24 protein-coding genes and 2 pseudogenes are annotated in these 23398 nt (G+C 34.3%); 12 read left to right on the top strand and 14 right to left on the bottom strand.

Annotated elements, in window-relative coordinates:
• Positions 1–90: 90 nt before the first annotated feature.
• The 6 genes and pseudogenes from rplS to CLU83_RS10440 all read right to left on the bottom strand — a co-directional run bounded on the left by rplS (position 91) and on the right by CLU83_RS10440 (position 2991).
• Positions 91–441 carry a 50S ribosomal protein L19 gene (rplS, locus tag CLU83_RS10460; RefSeq protein ID WP_100431560.1) on the bottom strand — a complete coding sequence of 117 codons (351 nt, stop codon included), beginning with the start codon at positions 439–441 and terminating at the stop codon, positions 91–93.
• A 191-nt stretch (positions 442–632) separates the two neighbouring features.
• Entirely contained in the window at positions 633–1004 is a 372-nt protein-coding gene (locus CLU83_RS10455; protein ID WP_100431559.1) for a hypothetical protein, read from the bottom strand.
• Positions 1005–1073: 69 nt separating this feature from the next.
• Positions 1074–1751: a tRNA (guanosine(37)-N1)-methyltransferase TrmD gene (trmD, locus tag CLU83_RS10450; RefSeq protein ID WP_100431558.1), complete on the bottom strand. Its 678-nt coding sequence runs from the start codon at positions 1749–1751 to the stop codon at positions 1074–1076.
• A 120-nt stretch (positions 1752–1871) separates the two neighbouring features.
• Positions 1872–2300: pseudogene (locus tag CLU83_RS10445) on the bottom strand (DNA/RNA non-specific endonuclease).
• Positions 2301–2305: 5 nt separating this feature from the next.
• Positions 2306–2518 (bottom strand): hypothetical protein, encoded by a 213-nt coding sequence (locus CLU83_RS22465; protein ID WP_232727052.1) that lies wholly within the window; start codon positions 2516–2518, stop codon positions 2306–2308.
• A gap of 29 nt (positions 2519–2547) precedes the next feature.
• The gene (locus CLU83_RS10440; RefSeq protein ID WP_100431556.1) at positions 2548–2991 is read right to left on the bottom strand and encodes a DUF1569 domain-containing protein; all 444 of its coding nucleotides are present in this window, start codon (positions 2989–2991) and stop codon (positions 2548–2550) included.
• 230 nt (positions 2992–3221) lie between these two features.
• Here CLU83_RS10440 and CLU83_RS10435 point away from each other — a divergent pair, with 230 nt between their 5' ends.
• The 7 genes from CLU83_RS10435 (at position 3222) to CLU83_RS10405 (ending at position 11025) form a co-directional block, all read left to right on the top strand.
• Entirely contained in the window at positions 3222–5252 is a 2031-nt protein-coding gene (locus CLU83_RS10435) for a M3 family metallopeptidase (protein ID WP_369828804.1), read from the top strand.
• A 283-nt stretch (positions 5253–5535) separates the two neighbouring features.
• Positions 5536–6303, top strand: a complete 768-nt coding sequence (locus CLU83_RS10430) for a hypothetical protein (protein WP_100431555.1) — start codon at positions 5536–5538, stop codon at positions 6301–6303.
• Between the two features lie 176 nt (positions 6304–6479).
• Positions 6480–6923, top strand: coding sequence for a hypothetical protein (locus tag CLU83_RS10425; RefSeq protein WP_157802067.1), 444 nt, complete (start codon positions 6480–6482; stop codon positions 6921–6923).
• Positions 6924–7144: 221 nt separating this feature from the next.
• Complete coding sequence (locus CLU83_RS10420; protein ID WP_100431553.1) at positions 7145–9010, top strand: TlpA disulfide reductase family protein; 1866 nt, start codon at positions 7145–7147, stop codon at positions 9008–9010.
• A 177-nt stretch (positions 9011–9187) separates the two neighbouring features.
• Positions 9188–9547: a cupin domain-containing protein gene (locus tag CLU83_RS10415; protein WP_100433696.1), complete on the top strand. Its 360-nt coding sequence runs from the start codon at positions 9188–9190 to the stop codon at positions 9545–9547.
• Between the two features lie 85 nt (positions 9548–9632).
• The gene (locus tag CLU83_RS10410; protein WP_100431552.1) at positions 9633–10565 is read left to right on the top strand and encodes a peptidylprolyl isomerase; all 933 of its coding nucleotides are present in this window, start codon (positions 9633–9635) and stop codon (positions 10563–10565) included.
• A gap of 124 nt (positions 10566–10689) precedes the next feature.
• Positions 10690–11025: a tRNA-binding protein gene (locus tag CLU83_RS10405; RefSeq protein ID WP_100431551.1), complete on the top strand. Its 336-nt coding sequence runs from the start codon at positions 10690–10692 to the stop codon at positions 11023–11025.
• A 51-nt stretch (positions 11026–11076) separates the two neighbouring features.
• On the opposite strand, the gene CLU83_RS10400 is transcribed toward CLU83_RS10405, so the two are convergent.
• From CLU83_RS10400 to CLU83_RS10385, 4 genes are all read right to left on the bottom strand, one after another.
• Positions 11077–11895, bottom strand: a complete 819-nt coding sequence (locus tag CLU83_RS10400; RefSeq protein WP_100431550.1) for a sulfurtransferase — start codon at positions 11893–11895, stop codon at positions 11077–11079.
• A 2-nt stretch (positions 11896–11897) separates the two neighbouring features.
• Entirely contained in the window at positions 11898–12446 is a 549-nt protein-coding gene (locus CLU83_RS10395; RefSeq protein WP_100431549.1) for an alpha/beta hydrolase, read from the bottom strand.
• Between the two features lie 257 nt (positions 12447–12703).
• A complete protein-coding gene (locus CLU83_RS10390) occupies positions 12704–13966 on the bottom strand; it encodes an aminotransferase class I/II-fold pyridoxal phosphate-dependent enzyme (RefSeq protein ID WP_100431548.1) in 1263 nt (420 codons plus the stop codon).
• Between the two features lie 149 nt (positions 13967–14115).
• Positions 14116–14307: a hypothetical protein gene (locus CLU83_RS10385; RefSeq protein ID WP_157802065.1), complete on the bottom strand. Its 192-nt coding sequence runs from the start codon at positions 14305–14307 to the stop codon at positions 14116–14118.
• 47 nt (positions 14308–14354) lie between these two features.
• Between CLU83_RS10385 and CLU83_RS10380 the strand changes: the two genes are divergently transcribed.
• Both CLU83_RS10380 and CLU83_RS10375 read left to right on the top strand, forming a co-directional pair.
• Positions 14355–15161, top strand: coding sequence for an NYN domain-containing protein (locus tag CLU83_RS10380; RefSeq protein ID WP_100431546.1), 807 nt, complete (start codon positions 14355–14357; stop codon positions 15159–15161).
• Between the two features lie 217 nt (positions 15162–15378).
• Positions 15379–16887 carry an FMN-binding glutamate synthase family protein gene (locus tag CLU83_RS10375; protein WP_100431545.1) on the top strand — a complete coding sequence of 503 codons (1509 nt, stop codon included), beginning with the start codon at positions 15379–15381 and terminating at the stop codon, positions 16885–16887.
• A 277-nt stretch (positions 16888–17164) separates the two neighbouring features.
• On the opposite strand, the gene CLU83_RS10370 is transcribed toward CLU83_RS10375, so the two are convergent.
• Positions 17165–17611 (bottom strand): YhcH/YjgK/YiaL family protein, encoded by a 447-nt coding sequence (locus tag CLU83_RS10370; RefSeq protein WP_100431544.1) that lies wholly within the window; start codon positions 17609–17611, stop codon positions 17165–17167.
• 125 nt (positions 17612–17736) lie between these two features.
• Between CLU83_RS10370 and CLU83_RS10365 the strand changes: the two genes are divergently transcribed.
• The 3 genes and pseudogenes from CLU83_RS10365 to CLU83_RS10355 all read left to right on the top strand — a co-directional run bounded on the left by CLU83_RS10365 (position 17737) and on the right by CLU83_RS10355 (position 20508).
• Complete coding sequence (locus tag CLU83_RS10365; protein WP_100431543.1) at positions 17737–18318, top strand: non-canonical purine NTP diphosphatase; 582 nt, start codon at positions 17737–17739, stop codon at positions 18316–18318.
• A 98-nt stretch (positions 18319–18416) separates the two neighbouring features.
• Positions 18417–19367 carry a transporter gene (locus CLU83_RS10360; RefSeq protein ID WP_100431542.1) on the top strand — a complete coding sequence of 317 codons (951 nt, stop codon included), beginning with the start codon at positions 18417–18419 and terminating at the stop codon, positions 19365–19367.
• Positions 19368–19390: 23 nt separating this feature from the next.
• Positions 19391–20508, top strand: a pseudogene (locus CLU83_RS10355) (GTP cyclohydrolase).
• Positions 20509–20587: 79 nt separating this feature from the next.
• Here CLU83_RS10355 and CLU83_RS10350 read toward each other — a convergent pair.
• The 3 genes from CLU83_RS10350 to CLU83_RS10340 form a co-directional block, all read right to left on the bottom strand.
• Positions 20588–20908 carry a panthothenate synthetase gene (locus CLU83_RS10350; RefSeq protein WP_100431541.1) on the bottom strand — a complete coding sequence of 107 codons (321 nt, stop codon included), beginning with the start codon at positions 20906–20908 and terminating at the stop codon, positions 20588–20590.
• A 248-nt stretch (positions 20909–21156) separates the two neighbouring features.
• A complete protein-coding gene (locus CLU83_RS10345) occupies positions 21157–21537 on the bottom strand; it encodes a PUR family DNA/RNA-binding protein (RefSeq protein ID WP_100431540.1) in 381 nt (126 codons plus the stop codon).
• Positions 21538–21603: 66 nt separating this feature from the next.
• On the bottom strand, positions 21604–23364 hold the full coding sequence (locus CLU83_RS10340; RefSeq protein ID WP_100431539.1) for an ABC transporter ATP-binding protein: 1761 nt from the start codon (positions 23362–23364) through the stop codon (positions 21604–21606).
• Between the last annotated feature and the right edge of the window lie 34 nt (positions 23365–23398).

Raw genomic sequence — 23398 nt, 5'->3', positions numbered from 1 at the left:
GATTTTTAACCCTTAAAAATTATCAAAAAAAAGTCCCAATCTCGATTTTCATCGGTTGGGACTTTTTTATCATTAAAGAAATAGAGTAAACTATCTTCTTTTATCTCTAATTTTAGCTTTTTTACCAGTAAGTTCTCTGAAGTAGAAAATTCTAGCTCTACGTACAGCACCTTTCTTGTTGATTTCAATTTTTTGCAAAGCTGGCAAGTTAACTGGGAAGATACGCTCAACTCCAATTGCTCCTGACATTTTACGGATTGTAAAAGTTTCAGTGTTTCCAGATCCTCTTCTTTGAATAACAACACCTTTAAAAAACTGTGTTCTTGTTTTTTCACCCTCTTTAATTTCGTAGTAAACTGTGATTGTGTCTCCAGCTCCAAATACAGGGAAATCTTTTCTTGTTACGAATTCGTCTTGAACGAATTTCAATAAATCTGCCATTTTATTTTTATTTTATGGTTTTAAAAGAGCAACATTCACGGTTTTCGCCAGAGGTTGGTCTAATGAGGGTGCAAATGTAAAAAATAATTATGAATTGTGAATTATAAATTTTAAATTATTTAATTGCTGGTTTATTTGAAAAAAGCCGTTATTATTAAGGGCTATTTTTTTGATTTGTAATGCTATAATAATTAAGGAATCATTTTTGCTTGTTTTACCTTTTGCATGGTTTCTGCGATTTTTTCGTCTGTTTTTGATTTAATATCACTGTATTTGTTTATGCCTAATGACGAAGTCAGTGTTTTGTCTCTTTTATCAAATAGTTTGTTAATTTCTTTATCGCGATTTTCTTTTGATAAATTTTTTTCGTCCAAACCAAACAATTCTAATACTAATGCACTGTTGGCATTTTCGAAGGAGGTTTTTTCATCTGCACTTAGTGCAATACCGTAAGTTTTGTTGAGTTCATTCAATAAGGATTTTTTATTTATTCCTTGAGCAAAAGAAATGGCTGAAATGAAAAAAGCAGCTGTTAAAGTTACTTTGAAGATTAATTCTTTCATGATTTTATACTTTTAAAAGTTATATAAGAAGTGAACTAATTCTTATTTGAAAGTATAAATATATGAAAATTAATCGTTTAACAAGTCAGGTCTTCTGTTCTTTGTGTGTTCATAGGCGGTGTCTTCTCTCCATTTGTCAATTTTGGCAAAATGACCGCTCAAGAGCACATCGGGAACTTTCCAGCCTTTATAATCGGCTGGTCGGGTGTAGATAGGACCTGAAAGCAAGCCGTCTTGAAAACTGTCAGTCAAGGCCGAGGTTTCATCACTTAATACTCCAGGAATTAGTCGGATTAAAGCATCAGATAATACAAGGGCACCCAATTCGCCTCCTGATAAAACGTAATCACCTATTGAGATTTCTTTGGTTATAAAATGGTCGCGAACACGCTGGTCAACTCCTTTATAATGGCCGCACAAAATAATAATATTCTTGTACATTGACATGGTGTTTGCCATTTTTTGGTTTAGTGTTTCACCATCAGGAGACATATAAATAATTTCGTCGTATGATCTTTCGCTTTTCAAATGAGTAATGCAGGCATCTATTGGCTGAACAGTCATAACCATTCCGGCACCGCCGCCAAAAGGATAATCGTCAACGCTTTTTTGCTTGTTGGTCGTATAATCTCTTAAATTATGAAAATGAACTTCTACGATTCCTTTGTCTATGGCGCGTTTCATAATTGAAGCTTCAAATGGACTTCTCAATAATTCAGGTAATACGGTTATGATGTCGATTCTCATGTTGCTTTTTTAAGAACGGCAAAGGTACAAATTTTTTAACCGCAAAGTCCGCAAAGAATTACGCTATGGACGCAAAGCTTAGCGGACTTTGCGTAATTCTTTGCGGACTTTGCGTTTTTTTCAACTAAAACTCCATTCCTTATAGCTTAACTCTTTTTCTATTTTTTCTTCTATTTTTTCAGATAATTTCTGGTTGAAATCAATTCCTGTAATTTGTTCAATCTCATCAATAGTCGTGGCAAATGTATAGAGCGGCAAATCTGATTTTTCATTAGGAACCAAAAACGAAATCATATTCAAACCGTCATTTTCAACCCGAACCACGATTTTGAAAAAATAATGAGGTACCGAAACTTCCTCATCGCCAATCTTCAATAATTTGTCATGCAAAATACTTCCGGTCACTATAAAGAGAGCCGTGTATTTATCGGTCCAATATCTGACTTTTTGTTCCAGCCGATTCCATATTCCAGCATTAAAAGCTCTGTTTTGAGGTGCAACATTCTAAGTATAAAAGGTTTCTGAATAAGCTTCTTCCGAAAATTTCATATCTGCTACTGGAAAGAGGTGTCCTTTGTCGTACCCTGTGTCTTTGTAGTTTTCCAATGAGCCAATTCGGTATCTACAAGTGGGTCTTGTTTAAAATAAGGGTGCTCGTAATGATGCTGATACCGGGATTGCGCTGTTAAATAATAAGCCGTCCATTCAGCTTGTTCGTGTTCTTCAGAATAGGATAGAAAGAAATGCTTATGCCTGATGATACTCATAAATGAGTGTTCTTTTATGGGGTTGGGGATTAAACGCCAAATTGTTTCAAGTGATGATCAATGTGTTTCCACATCAATTTGTTCCAATCTTTATAGGTCATTCTTCCCCAAAAAGGATGATCCATTACTGTAATGGGTACAGGTTTTTCAGTAAAACGACCAAAGTTTTTTATCAATTCGGTTTTTACTTGATCAAAATCATACTTTGCTGTAAAAATAAACTCTTTGGCAGTTGGACTGTTTTTTTTAAATCCAAAATTAAAGATATTCTTTTTTGACATTTTGCCCAAAAGTCTAGAAATAAAATTTACTTTTATATCCTTTTCGCCAAATGCAACAATAATAGTTTCATTGGCGTGTTTAAGCATTTGATCCACTGACATCTTTCCCCACAATGGCTTACTATCTGGTTCAAGAATACTGATTCTATCTATAATAGATTGATTGTCAATTTTGTCGAATATAGAACTCATGTTTTAAGTTTAAACTAATTAGGACAAATATATATTTTTTTTGTATGAATAGTATTAAATATTTAAAATTTTTAGTACTATTTGTGATAATAAAACAGAGAACAGTTTTTTTGTTATATTTACAATTTAATGTTAAAAAAATATTAACTATGCAGATTTCAGCTAGATTACTCTTTATCAGTTCGTTGTGTTTTGTTTTTTCACTGCAGGCTCAAAATAATGATATAAAAATGAAAAACCCACTATTGCAAAAAAGTGTTTTACAGTATCAAGCACCTGATTTTAGTGCTATTAAAGACGAAGATTTTAAACCTGCTTTTGATTACGGTTTGAAAATTAATGTCCAAGAGATTGAAGCTATTGCCAACAATCCTGCAAAACCAACTTTTCAAAATACCGTTTTGGCATTAGAAATAAGTGGAGAAGTTTTGAACAGAGCAATTGGTATTTTTTATAATCTGACAGGTTCTAATACTAATCCAACATTACAAGCTATTGAGGCAGAATATGCTCCAGTTTTTTCAGGTCACACAGACAAAATTTATTTGAACAGTAAATTGTACAATCGTTTCAAAGCAATCGATTTGAATAAATTGAAAGGGGAGGACAAAAAATTGACACAATACTATTTGCAGCAATTTGAATTGAATGGAGCTAATTTATCTGACGTAAATAAAGAAAAATTGAAAAAAATCAATGAAGAGTTAGCGAGTTTGAGTACTCTTTATGGAAATAAATTATTGCTGGCTCGAAAAAATGGAGCCGTTTTATTTGACAATGTTACCGATTTAGACGGATTGAGTGTGGCCGAAATTGAAGCAGCCAAGCAAAAAGCTAAAGAAGCAGGACATGATGATAAATATTTGATCGGATTATTGAATACTACCCAACAGCCTTTGCTGGTTAGTTTAAAAAACCGGGCTGCAAGAGAAAAAATATACAAAGCATCTTGGTATCGTGCTGAAAAAAATGATGAAGGCGATACGCGTGAGGTACTGGAGAAAACCGCTAGACTGCGTTTGCAAAAAGCCAATTTGATGGGCAAGAAAAGTTTTGCAGAATGGAAACTACAAGATCAAATGGCACAAACACCGGCACCAGCGATGGAATTGTTAGCTAAAATTGCAGCTCCAGCAGTTGCCAAAGCCAAAGTGGAAGCTAAAGAAATACAGGATTTAATAGATGCTCAAAATGGCGGTTTCAAATTGGAAGCTTGGGACTGGAACTTCTATGCAGAGCAAGTTCGTAAAGCTAAATATGATTTGGATGAAAGTCAGATTAAACCTTATTTTGAATTGACCAGTGTACTGGAAAATGGAGTGTTTTATGCCGCAAAACAAATGTATGGCATCAGTTTCAAGGAACGAAAAGATTTGCCTGTGTACAATACTGATGTAAAAGTGTATGAAGTTTTTGATGATAAAGGAACATCAATCGCTATTTATTATTTAGATTTTTATACCCGTGACAATAAAAATGGAGGGGCCTGGATGAGTAATTTAGTGAGCCAGTCACATTATTTAAAGCAAAAACCTGTAATTGTAAACGTTTACAATTTTTCAAAACCAGTTGGCGGTAACCCCTCTTTAATTAGTTTTGATGATGTAACTACTATGTTCCATGAATTTGGGCATACATTGCACGGATTGTTTGCTGACCAAGAATATGTATCGTTGTCCGGAACTTCGGTGCCGAGAGATTATGTAGAGTTTCCATCTCAAATTAATGAGCATGCAGCGTTAGATCCAGCAGTTCTAAAAAACTATGCTATTCATTACCAAACCAAACAGCCTATTCCACAAGAGTTAATCGATAAAATTAAGAAAGCTGAAACCTTCAATAAAGGCTATGATGTGACCGAAATTTTGGCAGCATCAACCCTTGACATGGCTTGGCACAGCGTCGAAAAAGAATCTGATTTTAAACCAACGTTGGTTTTCGAGAAAGAAGCTTTAGAGAAATATGGTTTATTGGTAAACGAAGTGCCTACACGCTATCATAGCCCTTATTTTGCGCACATTTGGGGAGGCGGTTATTCTGCGGGTTATTATGCGTACACTTGGTCTAAAACTTTAGACTATAATGCATTTGACTGGATGCAGGCCAATGGCGGTATGACAAGAGCCAACTGTGAGCGTTTCAAAAAATACATTTTATCTGTCGGTAACAGTGTGGATTTAAATAAGGCGTTCAAAGATTTTATCGGTCATGATATGAAAACCGAACCATATTTAAAAAATGCGGGACTATCAGCAGAGTAATTAATAAAATTAAACATATAAAATGGCATTCGAAAGGATGTCATTTTTTTTGGAGCTGTTTCCTGCTATCCGTTGCAATCTTTTTTTCGGCAAAAAAAGCCTCAAAAAAGGATTTACACTACTATCAGGGCTAGGCATTAGTGGAATTATGGATTCTAAATACGATTTTAGTTTTTAAAAGAGCTGTAAGGTGAATTTTAATATATTTACAAACTAGGAATTTTGGAATAATAGCGCAAAGCGATTAGTTAGCTGAAATGCAGGCAAAATATCGTCAAAAATCATGATTGATAAAAAACTTTTAGAATTGCGACGCATTTCCCGAAAACACGGTAAATATGTTATGAATAAACTTTTTGATGATTATCTGGCTGGACCAATCTCAAAAAAAGTTATTCTATCCTGTACATTTTGCGGAGCAGAATCTAATATTACAAAAGAGCATATTTTACCAAAATGGGTATTCGAAAGTAATTCAAAACATTCGTTTAAATCAGATGTCAATGAACTTGATCAACCATATATTAAAGCTACAATTCCTTTATGCGGAAAATGCAATTCGGATTTATTTAATTCCGTAGAAAGAGAAGTCCAAAAAATACTAAGAGAAGTCGATTTAAAGAGACGCTACTATAGTCCAGAAGAATGGGAACTCATAATACGCTGGCTTGAAATAATAGATTTTAAATTTCAAGTTTGGGATATTTCTACAAAATTTAAAGCACACAAAAAAGCTGGGTATTTAGCTGCTTTGGCAGATATATCGATAGCCTTTATGCGCAACGCTTCAATAAGAAAGGTAACTTCAAAAGCCAGATCTTCATTAAAGAGAATATCTGTAAAGGATAAAAGTCAAAAACATAAATGTTTAATCGTTGGTAAAACAAAAATTAAAACGTTTCACTATTTTCACACTTCCGGTGAATTTATTTATTTAGAAGTTCCAACTTATAATAAAGGTTTCTTTTATTTTTACGAAAGAGAATTTAAAAATGATAGCGCCACAAAAAGAGAAGCTATGAAGATAATTAAATTTGCGTACAATCTATAAATGCACTTCAGCTAACAGGTACTGCAACGGATTTGGACAATTGGCTTAATGGAAAGTTGGTTTTGTATTTGAAATAGTAGTAATTTGTCGAAAAATTAAGCTTCCTTAATCTGCATATAGCCAAGTTGTAAGGCTTTTAAATCCCTAAATACATTGCTAAATTCCAATAAAAAACCATGAAACACCTATTCTACATACTTACATTACTGCTTTTTAATCAATTGTATTCACAGAAAATTTCTGTACAGACATTGTATAAAAGTATTCCGCCCCAAGAGTTTTCATTAGAAAAAAATGACTTTGTTTTTGATTTAGAAAAAGGTACTCTGAATAAAAAAAACAATGAGGATAATGTAGAAAACAAATATTACATAGAGTTTAAAAAAGAATTCTATGATGAAAACAACAATTTTTATTTTGTAGAATATAAAACTGATTTTAAAAAGAATGCTCAGAATTCAGTTGACAAATCAGAGATGGGTCTTTTTACAATTATGTATGATAAAAAAGACGGAACAGTTTTGACAGTAATTTTAAACTTTTTAAACGCTGACGGTGCTGCTTTATATTTAACAGAAAAAGGAGAAGAATCTCCAAAAGTCAAGTCTCTTTTTGAATAAATCCAATCATTGTGGGATTAGTACGAAGTCTTGAAAAATCCCTCTGAAGTTTACAATTATCCCATTTGAACGAGGCTGTTTTTTAAAATCATAAATTAAAGTTATTTTTACAACACACGTTTTTCCTGTAGTAAAAATCAGTTATATTTACTTTCGAGTTTTAAAGTAATCAGTCAGTTAGCAATTTCGGTCGATTGACAATAATATTAAAAATTTATAAGATGAAAAAATCAGTAATGTTGCTTTTTTTGGTATGTTGTAATGTCGCTTTTTCGCAAATCGGGAAACTGTATTTGAAAGGTTCAAAAATTATAATCGGAAAAGAAAATACTTATGTTTATGAACCGCCAAAAGGTGTTGAAATTCCAAAAGATGCCAAAGTTAGAGTTGTGTATAATAATAATTTTGATTTTAGCGGCGGTGGTGCTTTATTGATAAAAAAAACAAATAGTTATGAGTTTGCTCTTCAAGTTCCTGATTCGATTAAATATTTTATTGCAGCTATCGTAGATGGAAATAAAGTAATTGATAACAATAAGAATACAGGATATGATGTATTTTTAAACAATTCAAAACCAGCCGATATGGGGAAATGCTTGGCAGGGAGAATTGAACTTTTAAACTATGCAAACAATTCGTTGTCTTCAAAACTGAATTTAAAACTAGATTCCAGTCCAGCTGGCATATTATCAGAGTACAATAAAATGTTCACAAAATATCCCAAAATGAAAGAGGATAAAAGCTATGAAAATTATTTATATTTAAAGGAATCTTCTAATAAAGAATTAGCGAAAACAGAAATGCTGGCTTTTGCCAAAAAATGCGAAAAAAAGAATTCAGAAGACTACCAGATAATTGCAGCTAGACTTTACGGTCGTCTTAAAATGACTGATGAAAAGAAGCAGCTGGAAGACCAAATAAAAGTAAAATATCCAACAGGAAATTTTGAATCAAGTAATTTCTTTTTTGATTTTGCAAACCACCCCGATAAAACAGAAGCCTATATTTTGGAACGCTTAAATCTTTATACAGCTACATTCAGTAATATCCCTGTATCGTTTAAAGATTATTTCTATACTAGTTTATTGAAAATATATGCAGATAATAAAGATTTTCAAAAATTGGATAAATATGAAAAATTATTATCCAACAGAAACAATGCAGCTTCTTTTTATAATGATTATGCTTGGAATTTATCTGGGCAAGACTTAGTTACGCCTGCAAAGGATATTGATTTTATCGAAAAAATTTCAAAAAGGTCATTGGATATATTAGCTGATTTGCAAAAACAAGCTGCTTTTCCAGATGATTTTAATGGATATTACAACATGTATGGAGATACTTATGCGTTGATACTTTACAAGCTGAATCGATTTGAAGAGGCTTTTAAATATCAGTACAGGGTTTATCAGCAGGGAGGTTTAGATACCGGTGGAAAAGAGCGTTATGCTGCTTACACAGAAAAAGTAAAAGGGTTAGAACCTGCCAAAAAGTTTATTGAAGAAGAGCTCTCAAAAGGAACAGATTCCAGAGTATTGCTTACTCAATTAGAGGCAATCTATGGAAAACTGAATTTGCCTTTGGATTCCTTTAAAGCTATTAAAGCAAAATCTATTGAAGCGGCTAATGCAAACGCAAAAGCTGATATAGTGAAGAAATACGGAAGCACTGATGCTATTAATTTTAGTTTAAAAAACTTAGAAGGAAAGGTAGTTAATCTATCAGACTTAAAAGGTAAAGTAGTGGTTCTTGATTTTTGGGCTACTTGGTGTGGTCCTTGTAAAGCCTCATTTCCGGCCATGCAGGAATTAGTGACTAAATACAAAGATAAGAATGTAGAATTTCTATTTGTTAACACGTGGGAAAGAGGCAAAGAAAATGAGACTACAGAAAAAGTTTCCAAGTTTATCACTGATAAGAAATACAGTTTTAATGTGGTTTTTGATTATGATGATGCAATTACTTCAAAATATAAAATTGAGGGAATTCCAACTAAAATTGTAATTGACAAAAAGGGTAGTGTAATCGCATTTGGGTCTTCAGAGCAAGATTTAATGCATCTGATTGATGAGCAGTTAAGTCTGTAGTTTTAAAGGATTACGGTTTTGGCTTAACAGTTTTAATTTTTACAGAATAACTCATAGACTGCAATTCTAAACAATATTAAAATCATTTAATTGCAGCCTATGAGTTATTTTTGCATAGAAAGCATAGTAACAGGCAGGGTTATTAAAATATATTTTAAACGAAAAAATAAAAATACGATGCAGAGTTTTGGAGCAAGCAAAGAATTTATAAAAGACGATGAATTCGAGTGGGAAGTGGTTGGCGAAGGCATAAAACGCAAAATAATGGGGTATGATGATACCATTATGATGGTGAATGTTCTTTTTGAAAAAGGAGCTGTTGGAACATTGCATGAACATTACCATTCGCAGGTTACTAATGTTGCCAAAGGTGTATTTGAAGTTACAATCAATAATGTAACAAAAGTGATGGCAGCAGGTGATTGTTTTTACATTCCACCTCATGTGATTCACGGCGTGCTTTGTCTCGAAGATGGTTTGCTGGTTGATGTTTTTAGCCCTATCCGGGAAGATTTTATGCAGAAAAAGGCATATTAACAGAGAATTCTGAAAATGGCAGCAGCTGCAAATCGTCAGCTCTAATTATTTTTGTAAATTTGCACCTCAATAAAAAATAAACAACATGGAAAACGGAATATACGCTAAATTCAATACCGCAAAAGGATCGATTTTAGTAAAATTAACACACGATTTAACTCCAGGAACTGTAGGTAACTTTGTAGCCCTTGCAGAAGGAAATATGGAAAACAAAATAAAACCTCAAGGACAAAAATTCTATGATGGTTTGAATTTTCACAGAGTAATTCCTGATTTTATGATTCAAGGAGGCTGTCCAAAAGGAACTGGTACAGGAGATCCAGGTTATAAATTTGATGATGAGTTTCATCCATCTTTGAAACACGACAAACCGGGAGTTTTGGCTATGGCTAATTCAGGACCAGGTTCTAATGGTTCTCAATTTTACATTACACACGTTCCAACAAGCTGGCTGGATAACAAACACACTGTTTTTGGTCACGTAATCGAAGGGCAAGATGTGGTTGATGCTGTTGCTCAAGGGGATTCATTAGATACATTAGAAATTATCAGAGTAGGAGAAGAAGCTCAAAAATGGAATGCTATTGAAGCTTTCATTGGTTTAAAAGGAGCTCGTTTGAAAAAAGAAGCAGCTTTGAAAGCAGAATCTGAAGCAAAAATGGAAACATTAGCTGCTGGTTTTGAAAAAACAGAAAGCGGTTTGCGTTACCAATTCATCCAAAGAGGTTCTGGTAAAAAAGCGGAAAGCGGAAAAACTGTTGCTGTTCATTATGAAGGTTCATTAGAGAGCGGTAAAGTTTTTGATTCTTCTTACCCAAGAAAAAAACCAATTGAATTTAGATTAGGTCAAGGTCAGGTAATTGAAGGCTGGGACGAAGGTATTGCTTTACTTCAAGTTGGAGATAAAGCTCGTTTTGTAATCCCATCTGATTTAGGATACGGACCAGCAGGCGCAGGCGGAGTTATTCCTCCAAATGCTATCTTGATTTTCGACGTTGAATTGATGGACGTTAAATAGTAAACAGTGATCAGTGATTATTGAAATAAATTAGGAAATCCCAAAACGGTAAAACGTTTTGGGATTTTTTTTGTTTTTAACTTAGTATCTTAGACATTTAGAACCTTAGTAACTTAAAAAATAAATGGATTTAACTTGGTCAGAATTTGAAAGGGTAGAAATGCGGGTAGGAACAATACTCGAAGTCAATGATTTTCCCGAAGCTAGAAAACCTGCTTTTCAGCTCACAATTGATTTTGGAACTGCTATCGGAATCCGAAAAACATCGGCACAAATCACTAAAAGATATACCAAAGAGGTTTTGACAGGAAGACAAATCGTCGCTGTTGTTAATTTTCCAAAAAAGCAAATTGGAAAGTTCATGAGTGAATGCTTAGTGCTTGGAGCAGTAGGGGATGAAGGTGATGTGATTCTATTAGCTCCCGATTTCAAAATTGTAAATGGGCTACGGATTGGGTAGCTGTATATAAAATAGGACTACCCTTTTATCGCGCAACATAGTTTAGTTATTTTACTTCTCAATCGGTAAATCACTCGAACCCCATTCTGTCCAAGAACCGTCATAAACGGCTTTTGGATTGTCCGAAATTAATTCACTGGCCAATAAAACAATGCAGGCGGTAATTCCGGAGCCGCAGGTAAACAATAAAGGCTGGTCGTTCAGTTTAAGGATTTCTTTTAATTCTTCTGCCGGTTTGAATTTGCCGTCTTGCTGCAGTTCGGTGTAAGGAACATTAATAGAACCGGGAATATGTCCGCTTCTCAATCCTGCTCTAGGTTCTTCGTTAGCTGCGTAAAATCGGTCAGCGGATCTGGCATCCATAAGAACTGCTTCTTTGGTTGAAATGTTTTCTAAAATCTGTTCTTTGTTTTTTATTAATTCGGGCTGATATTTGGCCTCAAAATCTCCTTTTAGAAAAGTTGCAGGTTGCTGTTTTTCCGTTGAAAATCCTTCTTTAATCCATTCCGGAAGTCCACCATCCAACACGAAAACATTAGAATGTCCCATCGCTTTGAACATCCACCAAGCTCTCGGACTGGAATAGATTCCCAAAGTATCATAAACTACAATTGTACTGTTTTTACTGATTCCTAATTTTTGGCTTTCGGCAGTAAATTGTGCTGCAGAAGGAAAAGTGTTTGGCAATGGATTGCTGGTGTCGCTAAAATTATTTTTGATGTCAAATATACGAGCGCCTTTTATTTGCAAATTGGGATTTTGATTTTCTAAATTAGATTGATTTTGTTCTAATCGCGCTTCGAGGATAATTAGATTTGAATCATTTAAATGTTCTTGTAACCAAGCTGCGGAAACTATAGGATTTGCCATTTTTAGCGGTTTATTTTTGTAATTAATTGTTGTAAAAATGTCTGCCCTTCTTCCCAATACCCCAAATTTGAATCGGAGTTGATGTGTCCTTGTTGACCAATATTTACAAAATCACTTCCCCAAGAGTTGGCCAATTCTTTGGCTCTTTCCAGCGAAATGTAAGTGTCGTTTTCTGTTCCTACTACAATTGTTGGAAACGGGACAGGCTGTGTTGGAATTGGTGAAAAATGTCTTAAAAAATCAGGAGTGTGTTCTGGCGAATTTACATCAGCAGGGGCAACCAGCAAGGCACCGATGATATTTGGATTATTATTTTTGGAAACCCAATGCATGACCAGCGAAACGGCAAGGCTATGAGCGACTAAAATTGTTGGTTCATTAATTTGCTGGATGTTTTCATCAAGTCGGGTAAGCCATTCATGAAGCTGTGGTGCATCCCAATTGTCTTGTATGACTTTGGTAGAATTGGTGAATTTTTGCAACCAAAAGTTTTGCCAGTGTTTTTCGCCGGAATCTCCAAGTCCTGGTATAATTAATAAGTGCGGGGTCATTTCTACGTTATTTTGATGGTATAAAAATACAGAATTTTTTATACGTTTTTAGTAATGGTTCTCATGAAAATTAAAGTTGTAGCATAGCCCCGATGGAAATGGCATCCTTTTTATAAAGTAATTTTTCTTTACTTTATAAAAAGATATAATGGACAGCGGGACTGAACTTGATGAAATGCAGCATAGTTTTGCTCCAAAAAAAAATCCATCGGTCGAAAGGCTGATGGATTTTCTATATTTAAAAGGATTGCTAAAAATTATGCATCCAAATCTACTTTAGTTCTGCTGGCAATTTCTTTGTAAGTACCGTTTACTAATTTTTCACGAATCGCTTCGAAAGCAGTAAGTGTTAGAGCAATATCTTCCAATGTATGTGAAGCAGTAGGTATAACGCGCAATAAAATCATTCCTTTTGGTATAACCGGATAAATTACTATCGAAAGGAAAATACCGTAATTTTCTCTTAAGTCATTCACCATCACCATCGCTTCCGGCACGCTTCCTTCAAGATAAACCGGCGTAACACAAGTATTGGTGTCGCCAATATTAAATCCTTTGCTTCTCAAACCGTTTTGCAAAGTATTTACATTTTCCCATAATTTGCCTTTCAATCCTGGGTTATCACGTAACAATTGTAAACGTTTCAAAGAACCGATAGTTTGGATCATCGGTAATGCTTTGGCAAACATTTGAGAACGCAAGTTGTATTTTAAGTAATCGATAATGTCTTTATCTGCTGCTATAAAAGCTCCAATATTAGCCATTGATTTGGCAAACGTAGAGAAATAAACATCAATTCCGTCTTGACAGTTTTGCTCTTCACCAGCTCCGGCACCTGTTTTTCCAAGTGTTCCAAAACCGTGCGCATCATCTACAAGCAAACGGAAATTGTATTTTTCTTTCATCGCTACAATCTCTTTCAGTTTTCCTTGCTGTCCGCGCATTCCAAAAACACCTTCAGTAATAAACAAGATACCGCCGCCAGTTGTTTTTGCCAATTTTGTAGCACGAGCAAGGTTTTTCTCCATGCTTTCGATGTCGTTGTGCTTGTACGTAAAACGTTTTCCGCTATGCAGGCGAACACCGTCAATAATACAAGCATGGGCATCCACATCGTATACAATTACGTCATTTCTGGTAACCAAAGCATCAATGGTAGATACCATTCCTTGGTAACCAAAATTCAATAAATAAGCTGATTCTTTCATTACAAAAGCAGCCAATTCATTCTCTAACTGTTCGTGATATTTAGTGTGACCGCTCATCATACGCGCACCCATTGGGGCAGCAGCACCAAATTCTAACGCTGCATCCGCATCGGCTTTACGAACTTCCGGGTGGTTTGCAAGACCCAAATAGTCATTCAAACTCCAGTTCAAAACCTCTTTTCCTTGAAATTTCATTCTCGGCCCTAAGTCTCCTTCTAATTTTGGAAATACAAAATAACCTTCTGCTTGTGAAGCCCATTTTCCTAATGGTCCTTTATTGTTTTGAATTCTTTCGAATAAATCTTTTACCATAATATATAATATCTACTGCTATTAATTTTAAGAAGTTGCAAAAATAATTATTTATAATGTATTAGCATCTTGAAAGTAAATTTATTTTTCCAAATCTAAGCAACCATCATTACTAATGAAGTCATTTTTAGAGATGTCAGATGCGGGAGTTATTTCCTGCAGTCCATTACAAGCTCTCCGTCATAAACCTTTTTTTCCATTGTTCTGGCAAGGGGTATTTGGCTACCCTTTCTTTTGGAGAGGGGCGGGGGCTGAGGAGGTCGCTCTGCCAGCTCAGGAAAAAATAGGTTTATTCCATCGAGGCTTTCCATTTCCATCAGGGCTAGGGCTGTTGTTTTCATAATAAACTTTGTATCTTTGAATATAAAACCTGTCATTTTAAAAATTCATGTCACAAACCATAAAAGAATTAAAACTCGCCGTACTTATTGATGCCGACAATGTTCCCTACAGCAATGTAAAAGGCATGATGGAAGAAATTGCCAAGTTCGGAACTCCAACAACCAAACGTATTTATGCCGATTGGACTAAGCCAAATGCTAACGGTTGGAAAAATGTTTTACTAGAGCATGCCATTACGCCCATACAGCAATACAGTTACACTGTTGGAAAAAATTCCTCCGATTCAGCTTTGATTATTGATGCTATGGATTTATTGTATTCTGGTAAATTAGACGGGTTTTGCATCGTTTCCAGTGACAGCGATTTTACCAGATTAGCAATTCGATTAAGAGAATCCGGTATGAAAGTGATAGGAATAGGTGAACAAAAAACGCCAAAACCTTTTATTAGTGCATGCGACCGGTTTATTTTTATTGAAGTTTTAGACGGTGCTATCAAAAAGACTCGTAAAACTACTAATGCTCAAACTAAATCACCAAAACAAACTACCACCACTACCATTACTGAAATTAAAAAAGCGGTCGAAAAAGAAGCTCCTAATAAAATTGACGGCGAAACCATCGAACTCATTGAAGATACTCTCGATGCTATTGGCGATGATGACGGCTGGGCTTTCCTTGGTGATGTAGGTAACCTCATTGTAAAGAAAAAACCCGAATTTGATCCTAGAAATTATGGCTTTGCCAAGCTAACTCCCATGCTCAAATCGCTAACCGATATCCTTGAAATAGACGAAAGAGATTCAGATAAAAAAGGAATCAAACATGTTTTTGTCAGATTGCGTTATACGTAGTTATTTAGTATAAAAATTAAACCATTTTGGACTGAAAATCTGCAAGGTTACGACACTTTTGTTAGCGACAAATTACACGATCTATCACTAATTAATTTGTGTAATTTGTGGTTAAAATAATTGCAGAAGCTAAATCAAAATTCACTAAAGGACATAGTTTTAACTATACCTGAGACCAATAAATTAAATCTTAATTAACTTTTAAATCATTTCATTAATGAGAAAGCAGTTATTCATTATCAGTATTACATTATTACTAATTTCCTTCTGTTTTAATTACTTCCTAAAAACGGGATTTGTCTTTTCGGCAATAATGATAATCCTTATAATTGTTGGCTTTTATAATACCATTCAGCAAAAACACGCTATTTTAAGAAACTTTCCAATTCTAGGATATTTTCGTTATTTGTTTGAAATGATTGCTCCCGAAATTCAGCAATATTTCATAGAGCGCACCACCGATGGAAAACCGTTTTCAAGAAATCAGCGTTCCTTAGTCTATCAAAGAGCCAAAAATATTGATGCAACTTCGCCATTCGGAACTCAGCTGGTTTTAAACCAATCGAGTTACGAAGGGATCAAACATTCTATGTTTCCAGCATCTGTCAATCATGAATTGCCTCGTGTTCTCGTTGGCGGTCCAGATTGTAAACAGCCGTACTCAGCTTCTTTGCTAAATATTTCGGCAATGAGTTTTGGATCTTTAAGTGAGAATGCGATAGTTGCACTCAATAAAGGAGCAGAGAAAGGTAAATTTTATCACAACACAGGAGAAGGCGGTTTGACTGAATATCATCAAAACGGCGGTGATATTACCTGGCAGATAGGAACAGGATATTTTGGATGCCGTGATGACCGCGGCGGTTTTGACGGCGGAAAATTTGCAGAAAAAGCCAATCTCCCTGAGGTAAAAATGATTGAAATAAAACTGTCGCAAGGTGCAAAACCAGGTCATGGCGGTGTTCTTCCGGCTCAAAAAAATACAGAACAAATTGCGAAAATAAGAGGTGTTCAGCCACATACAACTATTTTATCACCTCCAAGTCATAATGCTTTTTCAAATTTTAAAGAATTAATTGAATTTATTGCCCTCTTGCGTGAGTTGTCCAATGGGAAACCTATCGGATTTAAACTCTGTATCGGTGACACTTCCGACTTTGAAAATCTTTGCAGTGAAATGATTCATCAAAATTGCTATCCCGATTTCATCACAGTCGACGGAGCCGAAGGAGGAACAGGAGCTGCACCGCTTGAATTTGCCGATGGAGTAGGGATGCCTTTTGAGCCAGCACTTATTTTTGTAAACAAAACATTAGTCCGTTTAGGAATTAGAGACAAGATAAGAGTGATTTGTAGCGGTAAAATCATTTCGGGATATTCTATTCTGCGGGCTATAGCTTTGGGTGCTGATATGTGTAATTCGGCTCGTGGATTTATGTTTTCTCTGGGCTGTATTCAGGCTTTGAGATGCAATAATAACGAATGCCCGACAGGAGTTGCCACACAAAACAAAATGCTGATGAAAGGATTGGTTGTAACTGATAAATCCGAAAGAGTGTATCATTTTCATAAAAATACGCTGCACGCTGCGAACGAACTTTTGGCTGCAGCTGGAAAGAATAGTTTTAGTGAAGTTGACATTAATATCTTTATGAGAGGGGATGAGTTCACAAACTTATCAGATGGCTATTTCCCAGATAATTTAACGAATGTAAGCAGTTATTAAACAAAAAAGGAGAGCTTTTCAGGGCTCTCCAATTTTGTAGTTCTGATTTATCATTATCTAACTTATACGTTACTATAATTCGGTATAGCTGACTATTGAGATACTTTTTCTAATACTTAAATATTTGTGATATTATATCTCAAGTAATTAATCAAAACCACATCCAAATTTACAACTTATTTATTTTAAAATATTGAAAATAAGTGTTTTAACTATATTTTAACGTGTCGGAGTTTTTCTGACTTTATTAGTCATAAGAATAATATTAAAATATTTTTTAAATCAATACTTTTACTACTATTTTATCCAGATCGTTTTCGCTGATCATAGGAGCATGAACATCTTCCGGGAAAAAGATAACAAACTGATTGGTCAGTAGTTCAAAATAAGTATCAGGTTCGTCGTTAAAAAAACGGACGTCTTTTTCAGTATTGTAATCTCCGTTTGGAGAGATGCATTTCGCTCTTGGTTTCCACAAAAAGCCCTCACGCCCGCTGATGCAAAACTGGATGTCAATATTTTTGTCATGACATTCAAATGTTTCCAGACTTTTCGCTTTGCTTTTTCCTTCTCCTTTGTAGGCAAACATTTTCACACCTGCTTCTTCATTGATTAAGCCGTCTAAAGCTTCTTTGTCACTTTGCTTTAAATAATCAAAAGCCGTTTTAAATGACGGATGCACCGCTTCGTATTGGGCTGAATTTTCTATAAAATCTATAATCATAATTTCTGTTGGATTGAATTAATTGAATGTAAAAATAATGCAGAATTCAGACTTATACAAATAGGTTTTCTTTCATTAGTAAATTACAAACCGTATTTTTGACTTCTCATTTTAATATTGCCGATATGAAAATCGTTTTTGCTACCAATAACAAAAATAAAATCAAAGAAATACAAAGCATGCTCCCTCTAAGTATTGAGATTATCAGTTTAGAAAGTATCGGCTGTCATGAAGATATTCCCGAAACTGCCGATACTATCGAAGGGAATGCTGTAATGAAAGCCAATTATGTAACCCAAAAATATGGTTATGACTGTTTCGCCGATGATACTGGACTTGAAGTAGAAGCTTTAAATGGAGAGCCTGGCGTTTTCTCGGCACGATATGCTGGTGAGCAAAAATCGGCTGAAGATAATATGGATAAACTGCTTCTGAATTTAGAAAATGAAGCTAATAGAAATGCTCAATTTAAAACTGTTATTACTTTAAATTTAAATGGTGAACAGCATCTTTTTACCGGTATTGCCCGCGGTGTAATCATTTTGGAAAAAATTGGAGATCAGGGTTTTGGCTATGATCCTATTTTTAAGCCTGAAGGTTTTCAAGAAACTTTTGCACAGCTTTCGTTAGAAACCAAAAATGCTATAAGTCATCGTGGCAAAGCAACGCAGGAGCTAATTGCTTTTTTGAATAAAAGTTCAAGTTAAGCTTAACTATATCTTAAGTAATTTTTAACCAAATGATAGTTACAATAAAATATAGTACATTTGAAACACGTTATACCTTCTCACTCAAATAATTCAGTATGCTCAATATTAAAAAAGTATTTTTAGTCTCTCTTTTTTTATTTCCAATAGTTCAGTATGGTCAGCATACCGACGAGATAAATTCTAACAGGCCTGGAGAATCTATGTCGGCTTTTGCTGTCGGAAAAACAGTCATGCAGGTAGAAACTGGCGTGTTTGGTATTAAAGAAAATCACAGCCTGTCAAGATATGATGCCTATGGTTTCGGAATGGATTTGGAATTTAGGTATGGAGCATTTCTTGAAAATTTAGAATTTATTGCTGATGCTCAATATGTAATCGAAACTTTTGATTATCCTATGAATATTGTGGATAAATCTGATTTTAAACAATCGGTTTTAGGAGCCAAATATTTACTGTATGATCCCAATAAAGGCTATAAAAGAGAAGTGAATATACATAGTTGGAAAGCCAATCATAAATTCAATTGGCATCAGGTTATTCCTGCTGTAGCTGTTTTTGCAGGAGCCAATTTTACAGGAAATCACAACCCTTTTTATTTTTCTCCTAAGTCTGAAATCTCTCCAAAAGTTGCTTTGATTTTGCAAAACCATTTAGGTGATGGTTCATGGGTTTTTGTGACTAATATTATAGGTAATTATATAGGAACAGATTATCCCAGCTTGAGTTATATTTTGACGTTAACTAAAGGGATTAATAAAAACTGGTCTGCTTTTGTTGAAAATCAAGGGATAAAAAGTGATTTTTACAGTGATGCTATCGTTCGTGGCGGTGCAGCTTATTTAATTAACAGAAACCTTCAGGTAGATGCCTCAATAAGCGGTAATTTTAAGGATACTCCTTCTGTGCTTTACGGAGGTGTAGGGGTGTCATGGCGATATGATGGGCGTTATAAAGATGTGTATCTTTTGACCAAAGAAGAAGAGACTGCTGATAAAATAGCTAAAAAAACGAATACGCAGCAAGGAGCTAAAAAAGCGAAGAAATAAAATAATATTTCATAAAAACATCAATGATCACCATACAAGAAGCCAAAACCAAAAATGAGTTAACCGAATTCATAAAATTTCCTTTTTCCTTATACAAAGGCAATCCATACTGGGTTCCGCCATTAATTTCGGATGAGCTGGCTACGTTTGATAAAACCAAAAATCCTGCATTTAACAGTGCTGAAGCTAATTTTTATCTGGCGTACAGGAACAATGCTGTCGTCGGCAGAATTGCAGTAATTATTAATTGGGATGAGGTAAATCAGCAGGAAAAAAGAAAGTCCGTTTTGGATGGTTTGATGTTATCGATGATATTGAGGTAACTAAAGCGCTGCTTGAAAAAGTATATGAAATCGGCCGAAAAAATAATCTGGAATATGCTGAAGGGCCAATGGGATTTTCGAATCTGGACAAAGTGGGTGTTTTAACGGAAGGTTTTGATGAATTAGGAACCATGATTACCTGGTATAATCATTCTTATTACGCTGCACATTTTGAAGAATTAGGATATGTAACGGAGAAGGAGTATGTTGAAAATAAATTCCCATTTGCGAATGCTAAACCCGAATTTTTTGAGAAAGTAAATGAACTGGTTAAAAAAAGATACCAGCTTAAACCGATTAACTTTAAATCTGCTAAGGATGTAATGCCTTATGTTGATAAAATGTTTGATTTGTTTAATGAATCGTATGCTAAATTGTCTTCATTTGTTGCTATATCTGATGTTCAAAAAGAATATTTCAAGAAAAAATACATCAGTTTTATCAATCCCGAATATATAAAGTATGTTGAGGATAAAGATGGTAAACTTGTAGCTTTTGCGATTGTAATGCCCAGTTTTTCTAAAGCACTTCAGAAAGCTAATGGAAAATTATTTCCTTTTGGTTTTTTACATTTATTAAAAGCGAAACGCAGCAGTAAAGATGTTTTGTTTTATCTTATCGGAGTGCATCCAGATTATCAGAATAAGGGAGTAACGGCTGTTATTTTTAATGAATATCACAAAACTTTTACTGAGAATGATGTTGAAAATTGCTTTAGAACACCTGAGTTAGCTGATAATATTGCTATTCAGCTGATTTGGAAAAATTTTAATCCAGTGGTTCATTGCCGCAGAAAAACGTTTAGGAAATCACTGTAAAGCATTCGTTTAAAAAAAAGAAACCTCTTCATTCAATTTATATGAAGAGGTTTTTAAGTTTAATATGCCACACCTTTTTTTAGTTGACATGTACATCACTCCATTTTTCAGCTAGTTTGTTGAGGTTAGCTTTCATCAAATCATCAGGTGTCATTGCAATTCTGATTTCGCAATGTGCTTCAAAATTTAAAAACCAAGGTTCGCAAATAGCGGGAATTGCTGAGGAATCTGGAATATTAACAATCATAACAGCACCTCTGTTTCCTTCTTGTTCAGAAAAATAAATGCTTTCTGGTTTGATATCATCAATAACGCGACCAATGATTTCGCCAGCTGTACCATTTCTAACCATTGAGTTGAAAGGCTCAATAGGAAAGATAACATTAATTAACATTTTCATTGTGACTGGATTTAAAGTTAATACTTCTAAAGGTACAAAATAATTACATTAAAAATATATGTAAATAACTGATAATCAATATTTTTTGTTCAAGTTTTAATTAGAGTATTTTCTTGTTTTTTAATTTGAAAAGCCAAAATGGAGCTTTTAATTCTTATAGATATAATTTGTTTTTTTGCTTGTTTTAAAGCATAAAAAAAGTCCAAAAATCATGTGATTCTTGGACTTTTTTAATAAGTTTTCTCTAATTAAATATCATCAAATTCGATATCGGTAAAACTGGAAGTGTTTGGTACACTGTCTTCGTCTGTTTTGTCTGAAGCATATTCTTTTTTGAAATCTTTTTGGTGTCTTTCGGAGATTACTTCTTCACCTTTGTGGTTTAAAACGTAAGAAGTCATGTCCTCTAAAATTTCTGAAAATGCAGTAAAATCTTCTTTGTATAAATAGATTTTATGCTTTTTAAAATGAAAAGAACCGTCTTCTTCTGTGAATTTTTTACTTTCGGTAATTGTAATATAATAATCATCAGCTTTGGTAGCTCTAACATCAAAGAAATAGGTTCTTCTTCCAGCTCTTAAAACTTTTGAGAATATTTCTTCTTTTTCTAACATATCATTTTCTCTCATAATCTTTTCGTCATTTTTTATTTAATAGCAATCAAAAATCATAAAAATATATGTATTATCCAACAATTAAAGCAATTCTTTTTCTGAAAGTTGTTTTAAATACAGTGCCGCATAATACCCGTTTTGGTTTATTAATTGATTATGAGAGCCTTGTTCGATGATCCTGCCTTCTTCAAGAATCATGATTTTATCGGCATTCTTGGCCGAGGATACTCTATGGCTCACAATAATGGTCGTTTTGTTCCTGCATATCTCGTGCAGATTGTTCAGAATCGCTTCTTCGGTCTCGGTATCAACCGCCGATAAGCAATCGTCAAAAAGTAAAATTGGCGGATTTTTTATAATGGCTCTTGCGATAGATACACGCTGTTTCTGACCGCCTGACAGCGTAATTCCTCTTTCGCCTAATATCGTTTCATATCCATTCTTAAAGCCGATAATATTATCATGAACAACAGCACTTTTTGCTGCGTCTTCTATTTCGTGATCGGCAGCATTCTCTTTTCCGAACTTAATATTGTTTTTGATGGTGTCTGAAAATAAAAAAGCATCTTGCGGTACAGCACCAATGCTATTTCTTAAATCAAATAAGTTAATCTGGCTGATTTCATTATTATCAATCAGAATTTGACCGTTTGTAACATCGTAAAGTCTCGATAGCAGTGCTAAAATTGTCGATTTACCAGAACCGGTTTTTCCTAAAATTGCCAATGTTTCTCCTTTGTTTACTGTAAAAGTGACGTTTTGAAGTGCTTTTATATTAGTGTCTTCATAAGTAAAACTAACATTGCTGAATGTAATACTTCCTTCTATTTTGGAATGATTGGGGTTCTTATTTTGTATTTCGGGTGCAATTTTTAGAAATTCATTGAGTCTTTTTTGCGAAGCTTCTGCTTCCTGAACCATTGATGAAACCCAGCCCAATGAGGCAACAGGCCAAGTCAGCATGTTGACATACAAGATAAATTCTGCAATAGTTCCTATGCTTTTGATGGTGCCGTTTATATACATTAAACCTCCAAAATAAATGACAACCAAGTTGCTTACTCCAATCAAAGCAATCATTAATGGGCCAAAAAGTGCCTGTACTTTAGCGAGGCTTAAACTTTTGCTTTTGCTTTCATTGGCTAAGTCGGCAATGTTTTCTTGATGCTGATTCTCTAATGAATAGGCTTTTATAACTCTGATTCCAGAGAAAACTTCTTGAGTATAACTGGATATTTTTGATAAATACTGCTGAAAAGTAGTGGATCTTTTATTGATTTCAGAACTCAGTTTAAAAATGCAGTATGACAAAATAGGCAAGGGGAGTATTGTGTATAAAGTTAATCTTGGCGAAACATTGTACATATATCCAATCACGATTGCAAAGCGGATAAAGGTGTTTATGGAGTACATTACCGCTGGCCCCACGTACATTCTTACTTTGGAGACATCTTCGCTGATACGGTTCATTAAATCCCCTGTTCTGTTCTGTTTGTAAAAGTTTTGAGATAGCTTTTCGTATTGATGAAAGACTTCATTTTTTAAATCAAATTCAATATGGCGGGACATTACAATTAGAGTCTGTCTCATCAGGAAAGTCAAAAAACCTGCAACTATTGTGGTGGCAATTATTAATAAAATATTGGAAATCAATTGGTGGCTTATAATACTGGAGTCGGCGGAGCCGCTTTTAGAAAAGGCTTCGATTTCATTAAATGATTTACTAATGAGTTTTGGAGTAAACAATGAAAATATTTGTGCGATTATAGTGATAAATATACCTAGTGAAAAGCTGAATTTGTATTTGATGAAATATTTATTTAAATAGCTTAATTCTTTCATATTATGAGGATTCGGTATTGAATTGTTTGTGTTC

This window comes from Flavobacterium sp. 1 (genome assembly GCF_002797935.1).
Classification (GTDB): domain Bacteria; phylum Bacteroidota; class Bacteroidia; order Flavobacteriales; family Flavobacteriaceae; genus Flavobacterium.
Note: the sequence above shows the minus strand (reverse complement) of the source record. Positions and strands in the feature narration are given on the sequence as shown.